The sequence below is a fragment of the Hymenobacter perfusus genome, from assembly GCF_003944765.1.
GTDB lineage: Bacteria > Bacteroidota > Bacteroidia > Cytophagales > Hymenobacteraceae > Hymenobacter > Hymenobacter perfusus.
The window spans coordinates 82,278-98,685 of record NZ_RWIU01000008.1; the positions used below are offsets into that span (position 1 = coordinate 82,278).

Consider the following 16,408-nt stretch of genomic DNA (forward strand, 5'->3'; position numbering starts at 1 on the left):
TGTTGGTACGAACGGGAGGAACTACTATGGAACAGTCACTAGCAAACGTCACCCAGGTGGCTTTCAGCGCGGAGATGCTGGAACAACTGGCCCACGAAACCCAGGAAAGCGCCGCCAGTCTGCGCACGGCCTTCCAACGAGCGGTGCCGGTAGTGGTGCAGGCCCTGGCCGGCCGCGTAAGCGGCCCCGATGGCCCGGAAGCTGTCTGGAAACTCAGCCGCGAAGCCTACGGGGCCAGCGTGCTGGAGCCGATGGCCACCGCCAACCACGAAAGCTGGGTTCAACGAGGCGAGTCGCTGATGCGCGGGCTGCTGGGCGAAACTTACCACTTCACGGCCCTGCGGCTGGCTACGGCCGCCGGCCTCAGCCAAGCGGCGGCGGAACGCGTGCTGAGCGCCGCCGCCGTGGCCACCTTGGGTGTAATCGGGGAGCACAGCCAGGAGCAGCACCTGACCCCGCCGACGCTGGCCGAGTGGCTGACCCGGGAGGGCAGTACCCTGCACGAATCCATGCTGACCGATACGGGCCAGCCGGTGCTCACTACCGCTGGTCAGGGCCCGCCGGCCGCTACCGGGCCGGTAACGGCCGGGCCCTGGGCCGCTGTGGGCGGCGGCCAGGCATATACGCCGGCCGCCGCGCCGCTTGCACCCAACCGGCCTTTAGTGCGCTGGCAATGGGGGGCGTTGCTACTGGCGGCGGTAGTATTGGGCTATCTGTTCGGAAACCGGCCCGGCAGCCTGTTTGGGCGGGGAGAGGTGTCTCTTGCCCCGCCTACGCCCGTCATTTCGGCGGCGGCGGCCAACGCAAACACGGCCGCCACTGGTGGCCGCTACGATGCCGCCAGTGGTAACTACATTTACGACACCGGCCAGCCCATCATCCTGCGCCTGGCCGATGGCACCACCCAGAAAGTCGGGGCCAATTCCACCGAAAACCGCCTGTTCACCTTCCTCGCTGACCCCGCCATTCAGGTAGATTCCGTAAACCGCACCAAAGGCTGGATCAACTTCGACCGGGTGTACTTCGAGCCCGGCGCCACCACGCTCACCGACGAGTCGTTCATGCAACTGCGCAACGTGGCCAGCATCCTCAAAACCTTCCCGACGGCCGTAGTGAAGCTGGGCGGCTACACCGACAGCACCGGCAACCCGCTCAAAAACTTCCAGCTCAGCGAAACACGCGCCCAGACGGCCATGCTGGCCATGGCGGGCATGGGCATCGATATGAACCGGATTCAGGCCAAAGGATACGGCGGCAAGTACTTCATCACGCCCAACGCCACGCCTGAGGGCCGGGCCCTCAACCGCCGCATCAGCATCCGCGTGATTAAGAAGTAGGGGCCGGGGCTACTTAGCGGGCTTGGTGCGGGTGACTTCGGCGCGAGCCAACTCCAGGGCTTTTTCCAGTACTGGGTCGCGCTGCTGCTGCAGGGCGGGCAGGGTGTTTTCTACCGCTACGTCGGGCGGCACGCCTGTGTCTTCCAGCAACTGTCCGGTTGGCGTGGTGTAGCGCTGGTGGGAGAGGGTCACATCGAGACCGTTGGGTAGGTGTACGCTGTACATGTCGGAGAGCATGCCTTTGGTGGTGGTGCCCACCTGCGTTACTTGGGGCAGCTGAGTGAGGGCAATGGTCAGGTCTTCGGCGGCGCTGGCGGTTTGGTCGGAGGTGAGCAGGATGACCGGGCCGGTGAAGCGCGGGCCGGCTGCGGGCGTCACGTACACGGGCTGCGGCTCCGTGAACCGGTCGTAGCCGCCCGGCTGGCGCAGAGCTTTGTAGCTGGTCAGGACCCGTTCAGAGGCAAAATGGCCCGCCAGCTCCATGCCGCTGTGCCCGCCGCCATCATCCCGGATGTCGAGCAGTAGCGCCTGGCAACCGCTCAGATGCAGCAGCGCCTGCGAAAACAGCTTCTCCAGCCGCTGCTGATCCTTTTTCTCCTGCGCATCGGTACCAATGGCCCCGCTGATGTCGGCGAAGTTACGGGTGAGGTGTAGGTAGCCCAGATTGCTGCTACGGCTGAAGTAGAGCGGCTGCTTGCCTTTGAAATCGGGTCCCAGCCCTTTCAAGGGACCGAAACCAGCGGCCTTAAGCTGCGCGCCGGCCACTCGCCAGAACTCGGGCTGCACCGCCTTAAAGGTCTGCTTGAACGAGTTGCGCTGGCTTTCCCCTTTGAACAGGATGGTTTCGCCCTTACTGATGGTGATGTGCCCATCGTGCAGCGGCGCCACCATCCGCTCGAACACCTGCACCAGCGAATCCTGCGGCGTCTGGGCCGTGATGCGGGGGCGGTAAGTGCGGTAGGTGGCGTCCCAGTCGACCTGTTTGAGCGGGAAGAAGGCGTAATGGTCGCGGAAGGCCTGCCAGAATTGCTCGAAGCTTTGCTCGGGCAAGCTTGGGGCCGTCGGCTGTTGGGCTGGGGCCGCAAATGGGAATAGCAGGTAAAACAGAAAGCCGGCGTGTTTCATAGGACAGATAAGGAGCGGCGAATATCGGCGTAAGTAAGGCAAGTTGTCGGTAACGGCTCATTTCGCAGTGCAGTGTGAAAACGATGTAGAGACGCAATATTTTGCGTCTCGTCGTTGAACGATGGGGAGTACACGGACGCAACAACATCAGCAATGACTAGACGCAAAATATTGCGTCTCTACATCTCACGGTAAAATTTATTCGTTGCGAAGATGGAGTAGGTTAAACAAAAAAGCGTCTCCGCCGGAGAGGCAGAGACGCTTTCGCAGCTTGTGGAAGCGTGGTGGTTTACAGTGCGCCGGCCACCAGACCGGGCAGCACGCCCAGCAGGACCGTGAGGGCGGCCAGTAGCAGCAGCGCGCCGGCCTGGAACGTAGTCACGGGTACGGCCTCGGCCGTATCGGCGTCGGTGTCGCGCATGTACATGCTGATGATGGGGCGCAGGTAGTAGTAGATGCTCACCATCGACATCACCACGGCAAACACCACGAGGCCGATGTAGCCATTCTCCACGGCCGCCGAGAAGATGAAGAACTTGCCGAAAAAGCCGCCCGTGAGCGGAATGCCGGCCAGACTCAGCATGGACACCGTGAGCGAGAAGGCCAGCAGCGGGTTGGTTTTCGCTAAGCCATTCAGGCCGTTGTAGTCCTCGCGCTGCCGGGCATCGGCCACCAGTTTCACCACCCCGAAAGCGGCGACGGTGGCTACCGAGTAGGCCAGCGAGTAGAACAGAATACCGTTGGCGGAAGCACCTTCCAACTGGCCGTTGTAGGCCACCAGCGCAATCAGCAGGTAGCCGGCGTGGGAGATGCTGGAGTAGGCCAGCATCCGCTTGATGCTGGTCTGGGCCACGGCGCCCACGTTGCCGATGAGCAGCGTGAGTACGCACATGGCGGTGAGCGTGGGCAGCCAGATGCCTTGGGCGTTGGCGGCCGGGAAGGCCTGCACCAGCAGCTTCAGGAAGGCGGCGAAACCGGCGGTTTTCACCACCGTGCTCATGAAGGCCGCGAAGAACGTCGGCGTGCCCTCGTACACATCGGGCGTCCAGAAGTGGAACGGCGCGGCCGACACCTTGAAGCCCATACCGATGAACATCAGCAGCATGCCAATGTAGAGCATCGGCTTCAGCGACTCGAAGCCGGGGGCGGGATTCTGCACCGCGAAGCTGATTTCGCTGAGCACGAACGTGCCGGTAGCGCCGTACACCAGCGCCATACCGAAGAGCAGGATGCCGGTGAAGAACGCGCCCATCAGGAAGTATTTGAGGGCGGCCTCGTTGGAGCGCAGGTTACGCTTATCAGAGCCGGCCAGTACGTACATGGCCACGCTCAGGATTTCGATGCCCAGGAACAGCATCAGCAGGTGGTTGTAGCTCACCAGCATGATGGCGCCCACCAGCGAAAACAGCAGCAGCGAGTAGTATTCGGCCAGATTGGCCTCGCCGTCGAGCACGTATTTCTGGGAGAAGGGAATCAGCACCAGCGCCGTGAGCAGCACGATGCCGGTGAAAGCCACCGAGAAGTTGTCGATGGTGAGCATGCCATTGAAGAACGACTCAGACGTGCCCCAGTCGAGGAAGTTCACGGTCAGCACCAAACCCAAGATGAGCATCATCACGGGCAGCAGCAGCCGGTTGGAGCGGCGGAACCCGAGGAACAGGTTGCCGAGGCCCAGAACGGAAAGGAGAATGATGGAATTCATATGGTCGGCTGGAGTTCCCAGGGCTGAAGCCCTGGGCTATGGAGCGTGTACAAATGCGGCCCGAATAGCCAGAAATAAGAAGCAGAACCGCTGCGTAGCCCAGGGCTTCAGCCCTGGGACGCGGGTGGGGCTACCGTTTTACTACCTCGTTCAGAATGCCCATCACGCTGCCTTCCGACAGGTGCAGGAACGTGTTCGGGAACAAGCCAATCCAGAACACCAGCACGATGAGCGGTACCAGCAGGGCCAGCTCCGAGCCAGTGAGGTCGGTGAATGTTTCGGTGAACGAGGAATCGGGGCCTAGCATCACGCGCTGGAACATGCGCAGCAAGTACACCGCGCCCAGAATGATGGTCACGCCGGCGACGGCGCCCATCCAGGCGTTGAACTGGTACACGCCGGCCAGCAGCAGGAACTCGCCCACGAAGCCGTTGGTGAGCGGCAGCGCCACCGTGCCCAGCAGCAGCACCAGGAAGCACACCGTCAGGACGGGCGCTTTGCGGGTGAGGCCACCGAGGTCGGCGATGTTGCGGGTGCCGGTGCGGCGCTCAATGGCGTCGGCGATGAAGAACATGCCTACCACGTTCACGCCGTGGGCCAGCATCTGAATGGCGGCGCCTTGCAAACCCATCTGGGTGAGTGAGAACACGCCGGCAATCATCAAACCCACGTGGGAAAGGGAGGAATAGGCAATCAGCCGCTTCACATCCTGCTGCCGGATGGCGATGATGGCGCCGTAGATGATGCCGATGATGGCCAGAATCAGGATCAGGTTTTGCCAGTAGTCCACGCCCATCGGCACCACCGGCAGCAGCCAGCGCATGCAGCCATAGATACCCATTTTCAGCATGATGCCCGAGAGCAGCATGGTGGCCGGGGCCGGAGCCTCGGTGTAGGTATCGGGCTGCCAAGTGTGGAAGGGGAAGATGGGCATCTTCACGGCGAAGGCCGCGAAAATCAACCAGAACAGCCAGACCTGCGTTTCGGCGGGCAGGTTGAGGGCGTAGAACGAGGGCAGCGCCGAGTTGTGCGCCGACAGGCCATCGGCGGCGGGGCCGGTCTGGAAGTAGAGGTACACGAAGCCGGCCAGCATGAATAGCGAGCCGATGATGGTATACAGGAAGAACTTGAACGTGACGCGGGCACGGTTTACGCCGCCCCACACGCCGGCCAGGAAGTAAATCGGAATCAGGGCCACTTCCCACATGAAGTAGAACAGGAAGGCATCCTGGGCCGTGAACACGCCCACCAGGCCGGTTTGCATGAACAGCACCAGCGCGTAAAACACCGACTCGTTCTCGAAGTTGCGGCGGAAGGCGCTCAGCAGAATCACGGGCACCAGCACGGCCGTCAGCAGCACCAGCAGCAGACTCAGCCCGTCCATACCCACCGCGAAGTGAATGCCGGCCGAGGGAATCCAGTTCAGGTTGAAGCTGAATTGGCCGACGTTGTTGGCGTTGAACGTGAGGGCCGCGTAGGCCGCCAGCGCAAATTCAACCAGGGCCGCGCCCAGCGCCGGAACCCGGGCCGCACGGCCTTTGAAGAAGTGCAGCAGCAGGGCGGCCGCCACGGGCCAGAGTAGAAGAAGGACAGTCAGCATGCTTTACTGTGAGGGTGCGGTGTCGTTGTAGAGGCTAATGGAATTCAGAAAGATCCTTTTTGTAAGAAAGAATAATAGGTCTATCTATTTTATGCTGATTACTATTTATCAAGACAAGCAAAGAGTCTTTTTTGACGGTAGGTTTAATCTTGTAGGTCAAGTCATAGGAAAAACAACCAATCATAAACTTGCTGACAAATGAGTTATTTTGATTCAGCAGGTAGTGTTTAGTAATATATTTTCCTCGGTGTGTAGTGCAGACTAAGCCAGAATCTGATTGGCTAATCCAAAGCGTGTCTTCAGTGTAAGGGGCATAAGGAGCCTTGGTATATATCCATTTGCCAACTAGTCCATCATCATCTGAGCATGATGACAAGCCAATTAGCGCAAGAAAAATGGCTCCATAACGCACAGTTAAAACTTCACGAAGTTCAGCGCCATCACCAGCACGATGCCCACCACCATCAGGATGAGGTAGGTTTCCACGGAGCCGGTTTGCACGTAGCGCAGGAGCTGGCTCCCGCCCATGGTCAGGCGGCCGAAGCCGTTCACGATGGGGTCGATGATGCCGTTCTCCACGTAGCGGAACAGGCCGCGCGAGAGCCACATGATGGGCCGCACGATCAGGGCGTTATACAGCTCGTCGATGTAGTACTTGTGGTAAATCAGGTTTTCGAGGAAGCCGCGCGACTCGCCGTCTTCCACCGGGCGCACCCCGCGGCTCACGTACTGCACGTAGGCCACTGCAATGCCCAGCAAGCCCGCACCCACCGAGAGGCCGATGAGCATAAGCTCGGTGGCGTGGTCGGCGTGTACGCCGAAGGCGGCCGGGTTCAGCTGCTTGGAGTAGGTGAACAGCGGCGCGAGGTAGTTGGCCAGGTAGGCGTTTTCCTCACCCAGGAAGAAGGGCGCGTTCATGAAACCACCCACGGCGGCCAGAACAGCCAGCACAACAAGCGGCAGCGTCATGGAAGCCGGCGACTCGTGCAGGTGGTGCTTCTGCTCCTCGGTCCCCCGGAACTCGCCAAAGAAGGTGAGGAACAGCAGGCGGAACATATAGAAGGCCGTCAGGAAAGCCGTGAACAAACCCACCGCGTACAGCACTTTGCTGTGCTCGAAAGCGTGCAGCAGGATTTCATCCTTAGAGAAGAAGCCCGAGAAGGGCGGGATGCCGGCAATGGCCAAACAGCCCACAAAGAAGGTGATGAACGTAATCGGCAGGGCTTTGCGTAGGCCGCCCATGCGGCGCATGTCCTGCTCGTTGCTCATGGCGTGAATCACGGAGCCCGCGCCCAGGAACATCAGGGCCTTGAAGAAGGCGTGGGTGAGGACGTGGAACAGGGAAGTGCTGTAGCCCATCACGCCCAGGGCCAGGAACATGTAGCCCAGCTGCGAAACGGTGGAGTAGGCCAGCACCTTCTTGATGTCGTTCTGAGCCAAACCAATGGTGGCGGCAAACAGCGCCGTAGCCGCGCCGATGATGGCAATGACTTCGAGGGTTTCGGGGGCCAGCGTGAACAGCACATTGGCGCGCAGAATCATGTAGATACCGGCTGTTACCATGGTCGCGGCGTGAATCAGGGCCGAAACCGGGGTGGGGCCGGCCATGGCGTCGGGCAGCCAAGTGTAGAGCGGCAGCTGGGCCGATTTACCAGTAGCGCCCACGAACAGCAGCATCGTAATAGGGACGACGATGGCTACCGTATACGGGCCAAAGTCCTGGTTGAAAGCCTTCTGGAACACCTCGGCGTACTGCACCGAGTCGAAGGTGAGGTAAATCAGGAAGATGCCGAGCAGGAAGCCCAGGTCGCCGACACGGTTGATGATGAAGGCTTTCTTGGCGGCGTTGTTGTAGGCCGTGTTCTTGTTCCAGAAGCCGATGAGCAGGTAGGAGCACAGCCCCACGCCTTCCCAACCAATGAACAGAATCACGAAGTTGGCGCCCAGCACCAACACCAGCATACTGAATACGAACAGGTTCAGGAAGCTAAAAAACTTGCCCACGTTCTCGTCGTGGTGCATGTAGCCGATGCTGTACACGTGAATCAGGAAACCCACGCCCGTCACGAGCAGCAGCATAATCAGGCTGAGCTGGTCGATCTGATAGCTGAAGGGAATCTGCATCGAGCCGACCGAAATCCAGTCGAACAGCGTGACGGTGTACTGGTACTGGAAGTTCAGGAACAGGAACACCGAAATGGCGAACGAGCCCAGCACCGCCAGGCTGCTGATGGCACCGGCCACCGTGCCCGAGAGCTTACGGTTCAGCAGCCCGTTGATCAGAAAGCCCAAAAACGGCAGCAGCGGAATAAGCACGTACAGAAACGTGGAGTACGGCGCGCCGGCAGCGGGGATTACAGTTTCTTGCATAAGCAGATGGGGGCCTCACCCCCTAGCCCCCTCTCCTGTAGAGAGGGGGGACTAGTTTTTTAGTTTTTAGATCTGAACAAGGAAGCATCAACAAAAACTAGCTCTAAAAGCTAGTTCCCCCTCTCCCCCCGGAGAGGGGGCTAGGGGGTGAGGCACTCGTTAGAACTTCAGGCGGTTGAGCAGATTAACGTCGGTGTTCTGCAGGTTGCGGTAGATCATCACGATGATAGCCAGCCCGACCGCCACTTCGGCGGCGGCCACGGCCATGATGAAGAACACGAATACCTGCCCGTTGGGGTCGGCGCGGTAGGCCGAGAAGGCGGTCAGCAGCACGTTCACGGCGTTCAGCATCAGCTCCACGCACATGAAAATGATGATGGCGTTGCGCCGCGTGAGTACGCCCAGCACCCCGATGGAAAACAAGGTGGCAGCGAAGAAAACGTAGTACTGAAGAGGAACCGTTTGGATAACCTGCGGTATGTTCTGGTCCATGCGGTAGCGTTGGCGGCGGAACGAAGCCCCATCGGCCGGGGCACGGCGGGGCAATTAGCTGGCAAAGGTATCCTGAAAATCGGAAAACGCCACCCTTTAAATTGGCCTGATTCGGGCGTTTTCAAGGCGAAGATTCGCTGGTGAACACGCCAGCGGAACCCCAGCCGGACCTTTTTCGCAGTAGGTATAGCCGCTCCCGTAGCCAAACCGTACTTTAGCACTTCCGCCACCGCAACTTATTGCCTCATGAGTATTACCATTGGCAGCTTAGCTGAGCTGCAACAGTACGAGGGCCAGGACCTCGGCATCACGCCCTGGCACACCATCACCCAGGAGCAAATCAACCAGTTCGCCGCCGCCACCCTGGATTTTCAGTGGATCCACACCGACCCTGAGCGCGCCGCCGCCGAGTCGCCGTTTGGGGGCACTATTGCCCATGGCTACCTCACGCTGTCGTTGCTGCCCTATTTCTGGAACCAGCTCGTGCAGGTGGAAAACCTGAAGATGCAGGTGAACTACGAAATCAGCGAGTTTCGCTTCAACCAGGCCGTGCTGGTGAATACGCCGGTGCGCCTGCATGCCAAGCTGCTGGCCGTAAAAGATTTGCGCGGCATAGCCAAAGCCAACATCGGCGTGACGATGGAAATCGAAGGCCAGAAGAAGCCCGCGTACACCGGCGTTATTACGTTCCTGTACCACTTTTTGTAGGAGGGATTTCGTAGAACGGTCATTCCGAACGAAGGCGGAGCCGCAGCCGAGGAATCTCGCCAGCGTAGTAATCAATCGTATTACAACGTCAGCACGCGAGATTCCTCGGCTGCGGCTCCGCCTTCGCTCGGAATGACCGTTTCAATGACTCTGAATAAAATTTCTGCTCCCCGATAAAGTATCTTCCAGTGTTCCACGTCTGTGTCAGCAGAATGGAACCTTTAGCTTTACCACTCGACGCTGCACGCATGACGGCCGGCCACCAGGACCTGCAGATACAGGAAGCCGTGCGCACCCAACGGAAGCGTCTGTTGGCGTTTATCCGCCGCCGCATCCCCAACGAGGCCGAGGCCGAAGACGTGCTTCAGGACGTATTCGCCGAGCTCGTGGAAAGCTACCGGCTGATGAAGCCCGTGGAGCAGGCCGCCGCCTGGCTGTTTCGGGTGGCCCGCAACAAAATCACCGACCTCTACCGCCGCAAAAAGCCCGTCTCGCTGGAAAACGAAATGGCCGCCTTTGCCGCCGACGGCGACGAAAACTCCCTACTGCTGGCCGACATTCTGCCCGCCACCGACGACGCGCCCGAAAACCGGCTGCTCCGCGAAACTCTCATGGAAGCACTCAGCGACGCCCTGGCCGAGCTGCCGGCCGCCCAGCGGCAGGTGTTCATCTGGCACGAGCTGGAAGACAAAACCTTCCGCGAAATGGAAGAGGAAACTGGCGTCCCGCTCAAAACCCTGATTTCGCGCAAGCATTATGCCGTACAGCACCTGCGCAAACGCCTCCGCACGCTATATACTGAGCTATTTACGGACTAACCAGTACGTCATGCTGAGCTTGTCGACGCATCTCGCGTGCTGACGCTGCAACGCTATTCCTACATCAGCACGCGAGATGCTTCGATTACGGCTGCGCACACTGGCTTGATGCGCCACATGCTCAGCATGACACGCTCTTTTAACACCCACTTCCCATGAACCGCTCCTTCCGCCTGTTACACGGCCTCAAAATACTACTGCTGATTACGTTGTTTCTGGCCGTGGCCGGCTACGTGACCATGCGCCTCTGGAACTGGCTGCTGCCTGACCTGTTCAACCTGCCCCTCATCAGCATCTGGCAGGCGCTGGGGCTGCTGGTGCTCTCCCGTATCCTGTTCGGGGGCTGGGGCGGCCGTGGCCACCGCGCCGGCTGGGCCCGCAAGCGCCGCCAGTGGAAACAGCAGATGGAAACCCGCCTGGAATGCCTCACGCCCGAGGAAAAGGAGAAATTCCGCCAGAAAATGGAGGGCGCCTGCACCGGCCCCGCTTGGATGCGCCGCCGCAGCGCGGAAGCGGAGTAGGCGGGTTCGAGTTTAGTAGAAATAAACAGCGGCACCTGAGGAATCAGGTGCCGCTGTTTATTTCAGGTAGTGTGCTGCTAGCAAAATAGCGTATAGCCAAGAAGTGTACACGACGGTGTAGGTAAGAGCATAACGCACGCTCAGTCCAAGCTTACCTCGGCACTCGCGCCCATGCCGCAACGCGAAACGTAGGGCCCTGAAGAAAACCCAATACAGAACGGCAGCGAGCACCAAAAACACCGCCCAGGCAACGGCGGCGAATACCCATAGCAACGCCACCGCGAGTACAGCGACCACCAGCCACGCCAGAATTCCCAGTATGAGCGCTCCGCAGCCTTCATCAGCGTCAAAACTCAGATCCAAGTCGCCGGTGCTTAGTTCCGGGAAATCGTCCGGGAAGGGTACGCGCTTGATGTGGTCTATCAACTTGCCGAAGTTGTCGTGCATCCAAACACCCTGAAACAAGCTTACGGTGAGGAAAGACGAGAAAGCCGCCGACAGAATGGTAAGAGAAATGAGGGAGTCTTTAAACAAACTCCAATCCTGCCGCAGCCCCAGAAACCATACTGCCAGAACGGTGGCAGTGGAAATAAGCACGGTATAAATGAATGGTTGGCGAGCCGGGAGCTTCATAGCGGTTGTTATAGCAGGCTCAATCTAACAGGTGCAGCCTAATACCTCCTATGCTACCATAAAAAAGCGCGGCGGCTGATGCATCAGCCGCCGCGCTTGGTTTCCACTGAAGCCAGCAGATAAGGCTAGAAATTCCGCTCGCCTACTTCGCGCTTGCCGAGCATTACGGCCCCCACCATGGCTACCAGGAACAGCACGGAGGCCAGCTCGAAGGGCAGCAGATAATCGGTGTAGAGCTTCATGCCCAGCTGGTCCACCATGCCGATTTGGGAGTTGAACACGGTGCCGGCCGGTACGCCGGTGGGCGTTACGTCTTTCAGGGCGGCCACGAGGATGAGCAGAAGGGAGCCACCAGCTACGGCTGCGGCAATTTTGGCCAGGGCCGGCTTGTGCGGCTCGGTGTCCACGTTCAGGTTCAGGAACATAATCACGAACAGGAACAGCACCATGATGGCCCCGGCGTACACGATGATGTTCACGGCCGCCAGAAACTGCGCGTTCAGCAGCAGGTAATGCCCCGACAGCGAGAAGAACGTCAGAATCAGGAACAGCACGCTGTGCACCGGGTTTTTGGCGAACACCACACCCAGTGCGCTCAGCAGCGCCACGAAAGTCAGAAAGAGGAAGATGGGAGACATGGAGTGAGTTGTCAGTTGTTGGTTGTCAGTTATCAGTTTGAAAAGTGGTTATCATTTATGCAGAGCAGGAGCCCTAACAACTGACAACCAGCAACTGACAACTAGCCAATGCGGGCCCGCAGCGTGGTGGCCTGGTCCGAGGTGAGCTGGATGCCGCGCACGGAACGCTCGTCCGGCGACACGGGCTCCACCAGGCGGTCCTTGCCGTAGATGAACTCGTCCCGCTCGTAGCGCGGCGGGGCCATCTTGTCGGGCTGGAGGTAAACGGCGGCTTTAGGGCAGGCTTCCTCGCAGAGGCCGCAGAAGATGCACCGCAGCATGTTGATTTCGTAGCTGATGGCGTACTTCTCCTCGCGGTAAAGGCCTTCCTCGCCCTTTTTCCGCTCGCCGGCCACCATCGTAATGGCTTCGGCGGGGCAGGCTACGGCGCAGAGGCCGCAGGCCGTGCACCGCTCCCGGCCCTGCTCGTCGCGCTTGAGCACGTGCAGGCCGCGGAACGTGTTGGAGAAGGGCCGCACTTCCTCGGGGTAGCGCACGGTGGCCTTCTTCATGAAGAAGTGGCGCATCGTGATGCTCAGGCCCTGGAAGATGGCCGGCAGGTACGCCCGCTCGGCCAACGTCATCGGCTTCTTTTCTAATACCTTGGCTCGGTTGGTGAGTTGCATATAATCAGTTTCGAAAACTGTCGATTGTCATGCTGAGCTTGCCGAAGCATCTCTACCGCAGTAGTAATCAGATTACTTTGGCGACGAAGCAGTAGAGATGCTTCGGCAAGCTCAGCATGACAAGGGGTATTGAAAGGTACTTAAATCACGCCGGCCAGGATGAGGCCACCGGTGAGGACGATGTTGAAGACGGCCAGCGGGATGAGGATGGTCCAGCCCAGGCGCATCAGCTGGTCGTAGCGGAAGCGCGGCAGGGTCCAGCGGATCCACATGAAGAAGAAGATGAAGGCGAAGATCTTCAGGAACAGGCCCACGGTGCCCAGCAGCGTAATCAGGTTCTGAGCCGAAGCCAGCTCCCAGCCCTGGCTGCTCACGAACCAGTCGCGCAGCTCGTACTGGAAGGGGAAGTTGAAGCCGCCGAAGTACAGCACGCTCATCACGGCCGACACCACGAAGATGTTCACGTACTCCGAGAACAGGTACAAGCCCAGCTTCATCGACGAATATTCGGTGTGGTAGCCGCCCACCAGCTCAGTTTCGCACTCGGGCAAGTCGAAGGGCGTACGGTTGGTTTCCGCGAAGGCGCACACCAGGAAGATGAGGAAGCCCAGCGGCTGTTTCACGATGTTCCACATGTACCACTCGCCGGGAGCCGACTGCTGCAGCGTGATTTCGCGCAGGCTCAGCGTGCCCGAAATCATCAGCACGGCAATCAGAGCCATGCCCATGGCCAGTTCGTAGCTGATGTTCTGCGACGCCGCGCGGATGGCGCCTAGCAATGAGAACTTGTTGTTGGAAGCCCAACCGCCAATCATCACGCCGTACACGCCCAGCGACACCACGCCGAACACCCACAGCATGCCGATGTTCACCTCAATGCCTTGCAGGAAGAACAGGTTGTTGCCGAAGTTCATGATGTTGCCGAACGGAATAACCGCCGACGACATTAGGGCCGTAATCATGGCCAGACAGGGACCGAACACGAACAGGGCCTTGTTGGCACCGCCGGGGAAGAATTCTTCCTTCGTGAACATCTTCACGGCATCGGCCAGCGGCTGCGCCAGGCCGTAGGGGCCGGCGCGGTCGGGGCCCACACGGTCCTGCAGGAATGCGGCAATTACGCGTTCCGCGTAGGTGCAATACGTCGCAATCAGCAGCGAAAGCGCGAATACGACGAAGATGACGATGGATTGCCAGCCTAGTGCGGGTAGTTCAATCATTGGGGTAGTTGTCAGTTGTTGGTTGTCAGTTGTTAGTGCAGGCTGCCTTCTTTATTCAAGACCGACAACCGACAACTAACCGCCAACAACTAGTTACCTAATTTCAACGGTGGGTTCTTTTCCAGTTCGCGCTGGGTGCTGGCGGGCAAGTCGGCGACTACGGATTGGTTGAGAACCGGCAGCTCGTAGTGGTTGGCCGAGATGACCGAAGAACGGTCGATATGGGCCGGGCCTTCGATGGTCCAGTCTGAAGTCTCCTTCTTCTCGAAGCGGCACTCGTTGCAGATCCACTCCTTCACCTCGCCGTACTGGTCCTTGCGGGCCGTGGTCCGGAGCACGTCGTTGCCCTTGTACCAGAGCACCACGTTGCCGGAGCACTTGGGGCAGTCGCGGTGGGCATTCACGGGCTTGGTGAACCACACCCGCGACTTGAAGCGGAACGTCTTGTCGGTGAGGGCGCCTACCGGGCACACGTCGATGACGTTGCCGGAGAAGTCGTCGTCGATGATGTTCTCGATGTAAGTGCCGATTTCGGCGGCGTCGCCGCGGCCCAGTACGCCGTGGTTCCGGTCGCCTTTCACAATCTGGTCGGCGGTGTACACGCAGCGGTAGCACAGAATGCACCGCGTCATGTGCAGCTGAATCAGCGGGCCAATGTCGATTTTCTCGAAGGTGCGGCGCTCTTCCTGGTAGCGGGTGGTGCTCACGCCATGCTCAAAGGCGAAGTTCTGCAGATCACACTCGCCGGCCTGGTCGCACACGGGGCAATCCAAGGGGTGGTTGATGAGCAGCATCTCCACGATGCCCTTGCGCACGTCCAGCACCTGCGGGTTGGTAGTGTTTTCTACAATCATCCCATCCTGCACTGGCGTCACGCACGAGGCTACCAGTTTGGGCATAGGGCGCGGGTCCTTGGCCGAGCCGGCCGCCACGCGAACGAGGCAGGCGCGGCACTTGCCGCCCGAGCCTTTCAGCGGGGTGTAGTAGCACATGGCCGGGGGCACGATGCTGCCGCCAATCTGGCGGGCCGCATTCAGGATGGTGGTTCCGTCCGGAACTTCCACCTCGATGCCGTCGAAAGTAATTTTAGCCATTGAAGTTATTTCGTCTTTAGGTCGTCATGCTGAGCGTAGCGCAGCGAAGTCGAAGCATCTCTACCGCAGTGGTAATTCAAATAACTCAACGAAGCGGTAGAGATGCTTCGGCAAGCGGACGCCAGATGAGGCACGACGTTCAGTTACACCAGCACACCGTTTGCCCGGTACACCGCGCCGGGTTGGGCGGCTTCCTTGGCGTGGGTCACGTGCCACTCAAACTCGTGGCGGAAGTGGCGCACGGCGGCGGCTACGGGCCAGGCGGCGGCTTCACCGAGGGGGCAAATGGTGTTGCCCTCGATTTGCTTGGCCACGCTTACCAGCAGGTCGATGTCCTCCATGTGGCCGTGGCCGTGCTCGAGGCGGTGCAGCACTTTCTCCATCCAGCCCGTACCCTCGCGGCAGGGCGAGCATTGCCCGCACGACTCGTGGTGGTAGAAGCGGCTGAAGTTCCAGGTGTTGCGCACGATGCAGGTTGTCTCGTCCATGGCAATGAAGCCACCGGAGCCCAGCATAGTACCCGTCACGAAGCCCCCGTCGCTGAGCGACTCGTAAGTCATCAGGCGGTTTTCGCCGGCGGCAGTTTTCAGAATCAGCTCCTTGGGCAGAATCGGCACCGACGAGCCGCCGGCTACTACGGCCTTCAGCTCGCGGCCTTTCCAGATGCCGCCGCAGTACTCATCGGAGTAGATGAATTCCTCGACGGGCAAACCCAACTCGATTTCGTAGATGCCGGGCTTGTTGAGGTGGCCGCAGGCCGAAATCAGCTTGGTGCCGGTGCTCCGACCCACCCCGATTTTGGCGTATTCGTCGCCGCCCTCGTTCACAATCACCGGCACGGCGGCAATGGATTCCACGTTGTTGACCACCGTGGGGCGGGCGTAGAGGCCCTGCACAGCCGGAAATGGCGGCTTGTTGCGCGGGTTGCCGCGCTTGCCTTCCAACGATTCCAGCAGGGCGGTTTCTTCGCCGCAGATGTAGGCGCCGCCGCCGGGATGCACGAACAGGTCCAGGTCGTAGCCCGAGCCCAGGATGTTCTTGCCCAGGAAACCGGCCGCGTAGGCTTCCGCAATGGCTTTTTCCAAGATGCGCAGCACGTACAACAACTCCCCGCGGATGTAGATGTACGAGGTGTTGGCACCCAGCGCGTACGAGCCCGTAATCATGCCCTCGATAAGCAAGTGGGGCAGCTTCGACATCAGCTGGCGGTCCTTGAAGGTGCCCGGCTCCGATTCGTCGGCGTTGCAGACGAGGTAGCGCGGCACACCCTCCGGCTTGGCCAGGAAGCTCCATTTCATACCCGTGGGGAAGCCTGCGCCGCCGCGGCCCCGTAGGCCCGACTTCTTCACTTCTTCCACCACCTCATCAGGCGTCATCGTTTTCAGGGCCTTCTCCACCGAGCGGTAACCGCCGTGCTTGCGGTACACCTCCAGGGTGTCGATGCCTTCAACGTTAATATGTTCGGTCAGCAGTTTGCGTCCCATA

At 59.8% G+C, this 16,408-nt stretch carries 15 protein-coding genes; 4 read left to right on the top strand and 11 right to left on the bottom strand.

Annotation, left to right across the window (positions count from 1 at the left end):
* The first annotated feature begins 26 nt into the window (after nt 1-26).
* Nucleotides 27-1,337 (top strand): OmpA family protein, encoded by a 1,311-nt coding sequence (locus tag EI293_RS19175; RefSeq protein ID WP_170170446.1) that lies wholly within the window; start codon nt 27-29, stop codon nt 1,335-1,337.
* A gap of 9 nt (nt 1,338-1,346) precedes the next feature.
* Here the strand turns inward: EI293_RS19175 and EI293_RS19180 are convergent, their stop codons facing one another.
* The 5 genes from EI293_RS19180 to nuoK all read right to left on the bottom strand — a co-directional run bounded on the left by EI293_RS19180 (nt 1,347) and on the right by nuoK (nt 8,626).
* Entirely contained in the window at nt 1,347-2,462 is a 1,116-nt protein-coding gene (locus EI293_RS19180; RefSeq protein WP_125440171.1) for a S41 family peptidase, read from the bottom strand.
* 289 nt (nt 2,463-2,751) lie between these two features.
* The gene (locus tag EI293_RS19185) at nt 2,752-4,164 is read right to left on the bottom strand and encodes an NADH-quinone oxidoreductase subunit N (RefSeq protein ID WP_125440172.1); all 1,413 of its coding nucleotides are present in this window, start codon (nt 4,162-4,164) and stop codon (nt 2,752-2,754) included.
* A gap of 130 nt (nt 4,165-4,294) precedes the next feature.
* A complete protein-coding gene (locus tag EI293_RS19190) occupies nt 4,295-5,764 on the bottom strand; it encodes a complex I subunit 4 family protein (RefSeq protein WP_125440173.1) in 1,470 nt (489 codons plus the stop codon).
* Between the two features lie 414 nt (nt 5,765-6,178).
* A complete protein-coding gene (gene nuoL, locus EI293_RS19195; protein ID WP_125440174.1) occupies nt 6,179-8,134 on the bottom strand; it encodes an NADH-quinone oxidoreductase subunit L in 1,956 nt (651 codons plus the stop codon).
* A 159-nt stretch (nt 8,135-8,293) separates the two neighbouring features.
* Entirely contained in the window at nt 8,294-8,626 is a 333-nt protein-coding gene (gene nuoK, locus EI293_RS19200; RefSeq protein ID WP_125440261.1) for an NADH-quinone oxidoreductase subunit NuoK, read from the bottom strand.
* 246 nt (nt 8,627-8,872) lie between these two features.
* Between nuoK and EI293_RS19205 the strand changes: the two genes are divergently transcribed.
* From EI293_RS19205 to EI293_RS19215, 3 genes are all read left to right on the top strand, one after another.
* Nucleotides 8,873-9,334 (top strand): MaoC family dehydratase, encoded by a 462-nt coding sequence (locus EI293_RS19205; RefSeq protein ID WP_044000921.1) that lies wholly within the window; start codon nt 8,873-8,875, stop codon nt 9,332-9,334.
* A 212-nt stretch (nt 9,335-9,546) separates the two neighbouring features.
* Entirely contained in the window at nt 9,547-10,152 is a 606-nt protein-coding gene (locus EI293_RS19210; protein WP_246010738.1) for an RNA polymerase sigma factor, read from the top strand.
* Between the two features lie 155 nt (nt 10,153-10,307).
* Complete coding sequence (locus EI293_RS19215) at nt 10,308-10,673, top strand: hypothetical protein (protein WP_125440175.1); 366 nt, start codon at nt 10,308-10,310, stop codon at nt 10,671-10,673.
* A gap of 57 nt (nt 10,674-10,730) precedes the next feature.
* On the opposite strand, the gene EI293_RS19220 is transcribed toward EI293_RS19215, so the two are convergent.
* From EI293_RS19220 to nuoF, 6 genes are all read right to left on the bottom strand, one after another.
* A complete protein-coding gene (locus EI293_RS19220; protein ID WP_170170447.1) occupies nt 10,731-11,306 on the bottom strand; it encodes a hypothetical protein in 576 nt (191 codons plus the stop codon).
* Nucleotides 11,307-11,431: 125 nt separating this feature from the next.
* Complete coding sequence (locus EI293_RS19225; protein ID WP_125440177.1) at nt 11,432-11,944, bottom strand: NADH-quinone oxidoreductase subunit J family protein; 513 nt, start codon at nt 11,942-11,944, stop codon at nt 11,432-11,434.
* A gap of 101 nt (nt 11,945-12,045) precedes the next feature.
* On the bottom strand, nt 12,046-12,609 hold the full coding sequence (locus EI293_RS19230) for a NuoI/complex I 23 kDa subunit family protein (protein ID WP_125440178.1): 564 nt from the start codon (nt 12,607-12,609) through the stop codon (nt 12,046-12,048).
* A gap of 140 nt (nt 12,610-12,749) precedes the next feature.
* Nucleotides 12,750-13,829, bottom strand: coding sequence for an NADH-quinone oxidoreductase subunit NuoH (nuoH, locus tag EI293_RS19235; RefSeq protein ID WP_125440179.1), 1,080 nt, complete (start codon nt 13,827-13,829; stop codon nt 12,750-12,752).
* Nucleotides 13,830-13,918: 89 nt separating this feature from the next.
* Complete coding sequence (locus tag EI293_RS19240) at nt 13,919-14,923, bottom strand: 2Fe-2S iron-sulfur cluster-binding protein (protein WP_125440180.1); 1,005 nt, start codon at nt 14,921-14,923, stop codon at nt 13,919-13,921.
* 143 nt (nt 14,924-15,066) lie between these two features.
* Nucleotides 15,067-16,407, bottom strand: coding sequence for an NADH-quinone oxidoreductase subunit NuoF (gene nuoF / locus EI293_RS19245; protein WP_125440181.1), 1,341 nt, complete (start codon nt 16,405-16,407; stop codon nt 15,067-15,069).
* Nucleotide 16,408 lies beyond the last annotated feature (1 nt).

Coding starts and splice junctions, on each gene's coding strand:
- EI293_RS19175 (WP_170170446.1), top strand. CDS start 27: ATGGAACAGTCACTAGCAAACGTCACCCAGGTGGCTTTCAGCGCGGAG.
- EI293_RS19180 (WP_125440171.1), bottom strand. CDS start 2,462: ATGAAACACGCCGGCTTTCTGTTTTACCTGCTATTCCCATTTGCGGCC.
- EI293_RS19185 (WP_125440172.1), bottom strand. CDS start 4,164: ATGAATTCCATCATTCTCCTTTCCGTTCTGGGCCTCGGCAACCTGTTC.
- EI293_RS19190 (WP_125440173.1), bottom strand. CDS start 5,764: ATGCTGACTGTCCTTCTTCTACTCTGGCCCGTGGCGGCCGCCCTGCTG.
- nuoL (WP_125440174.1), bottom strand. CDS start 8,134: ATGCAAGAAACTGTAATCCCCGCTGCCGGCGCGCCGTACTCCACGTTT.
- nuoK (WP_125440261.1), bottom strand. CDS start 8,626: ATGGACCAGAACATACCGCAGGTTATCCAAACGGTTCCTCTTCAGTAC.
- EI293_RS19205 (WP_044000921.1), top strand. CDS start 8,873: ATGAGTATTACCATTGGCAGCTTAGCTGAGCTGCAACAGTACGAGGGC.
- EI293_RS19210 (WP_246010738.1), top strand. CDS start 9,547: ATGGAACCTTTAGCTTTACCACTCGACGCTGCACGCATGACGGCCGGC.
- EI293_RS19215 (WP_125440175.1), top strand. CDS start 10,308: ATGAACCGCTCCTTCCGCCTGTTACACGGCCTCAAAATACTACTGCTG.
- EI293_RS19220 (WP_170170447.1), bottom strand. CDS start 11,306: ATGAAGCTCCCGGCTCGCCAACCATTCATTTATACCGTGCTTATTTCC.
- EI293_RS19225 (WP_125440177.1), bottom strand. CDS start 11,944: ATGTCTCCCATCTTCCTCTTTCTGACTTTCGTGGCGCTGCTGAGCGCA.
- EI293_RS19230 (WP_125440178.1), bottom strand. CDS start 12,609: ATGCAACTCACCAACCGAGCCAAGGTATTAGAAAAGAAGCCGATGACG.
- nuoH (WP_125440179.1), bottom strand. CDS start 13,829: ATGATTGAACTACCCGCACTAGGCTGGCAATCCATCGTCATCTTCGTC.
- EI293_RS19240 (WP_125440180.1), bottom strand. CDS start 14,923: ATGGCTAAAATTACTTTCGACGGCATCGAGGTGGAAGTTCCGGACGGA.
- nuoF (WP_125440181.1), bottom strand. CDS start 16,407: ATGGGACGCAAACTGCTGACCGAACATATTAACGTTGAAGGCATCGAC.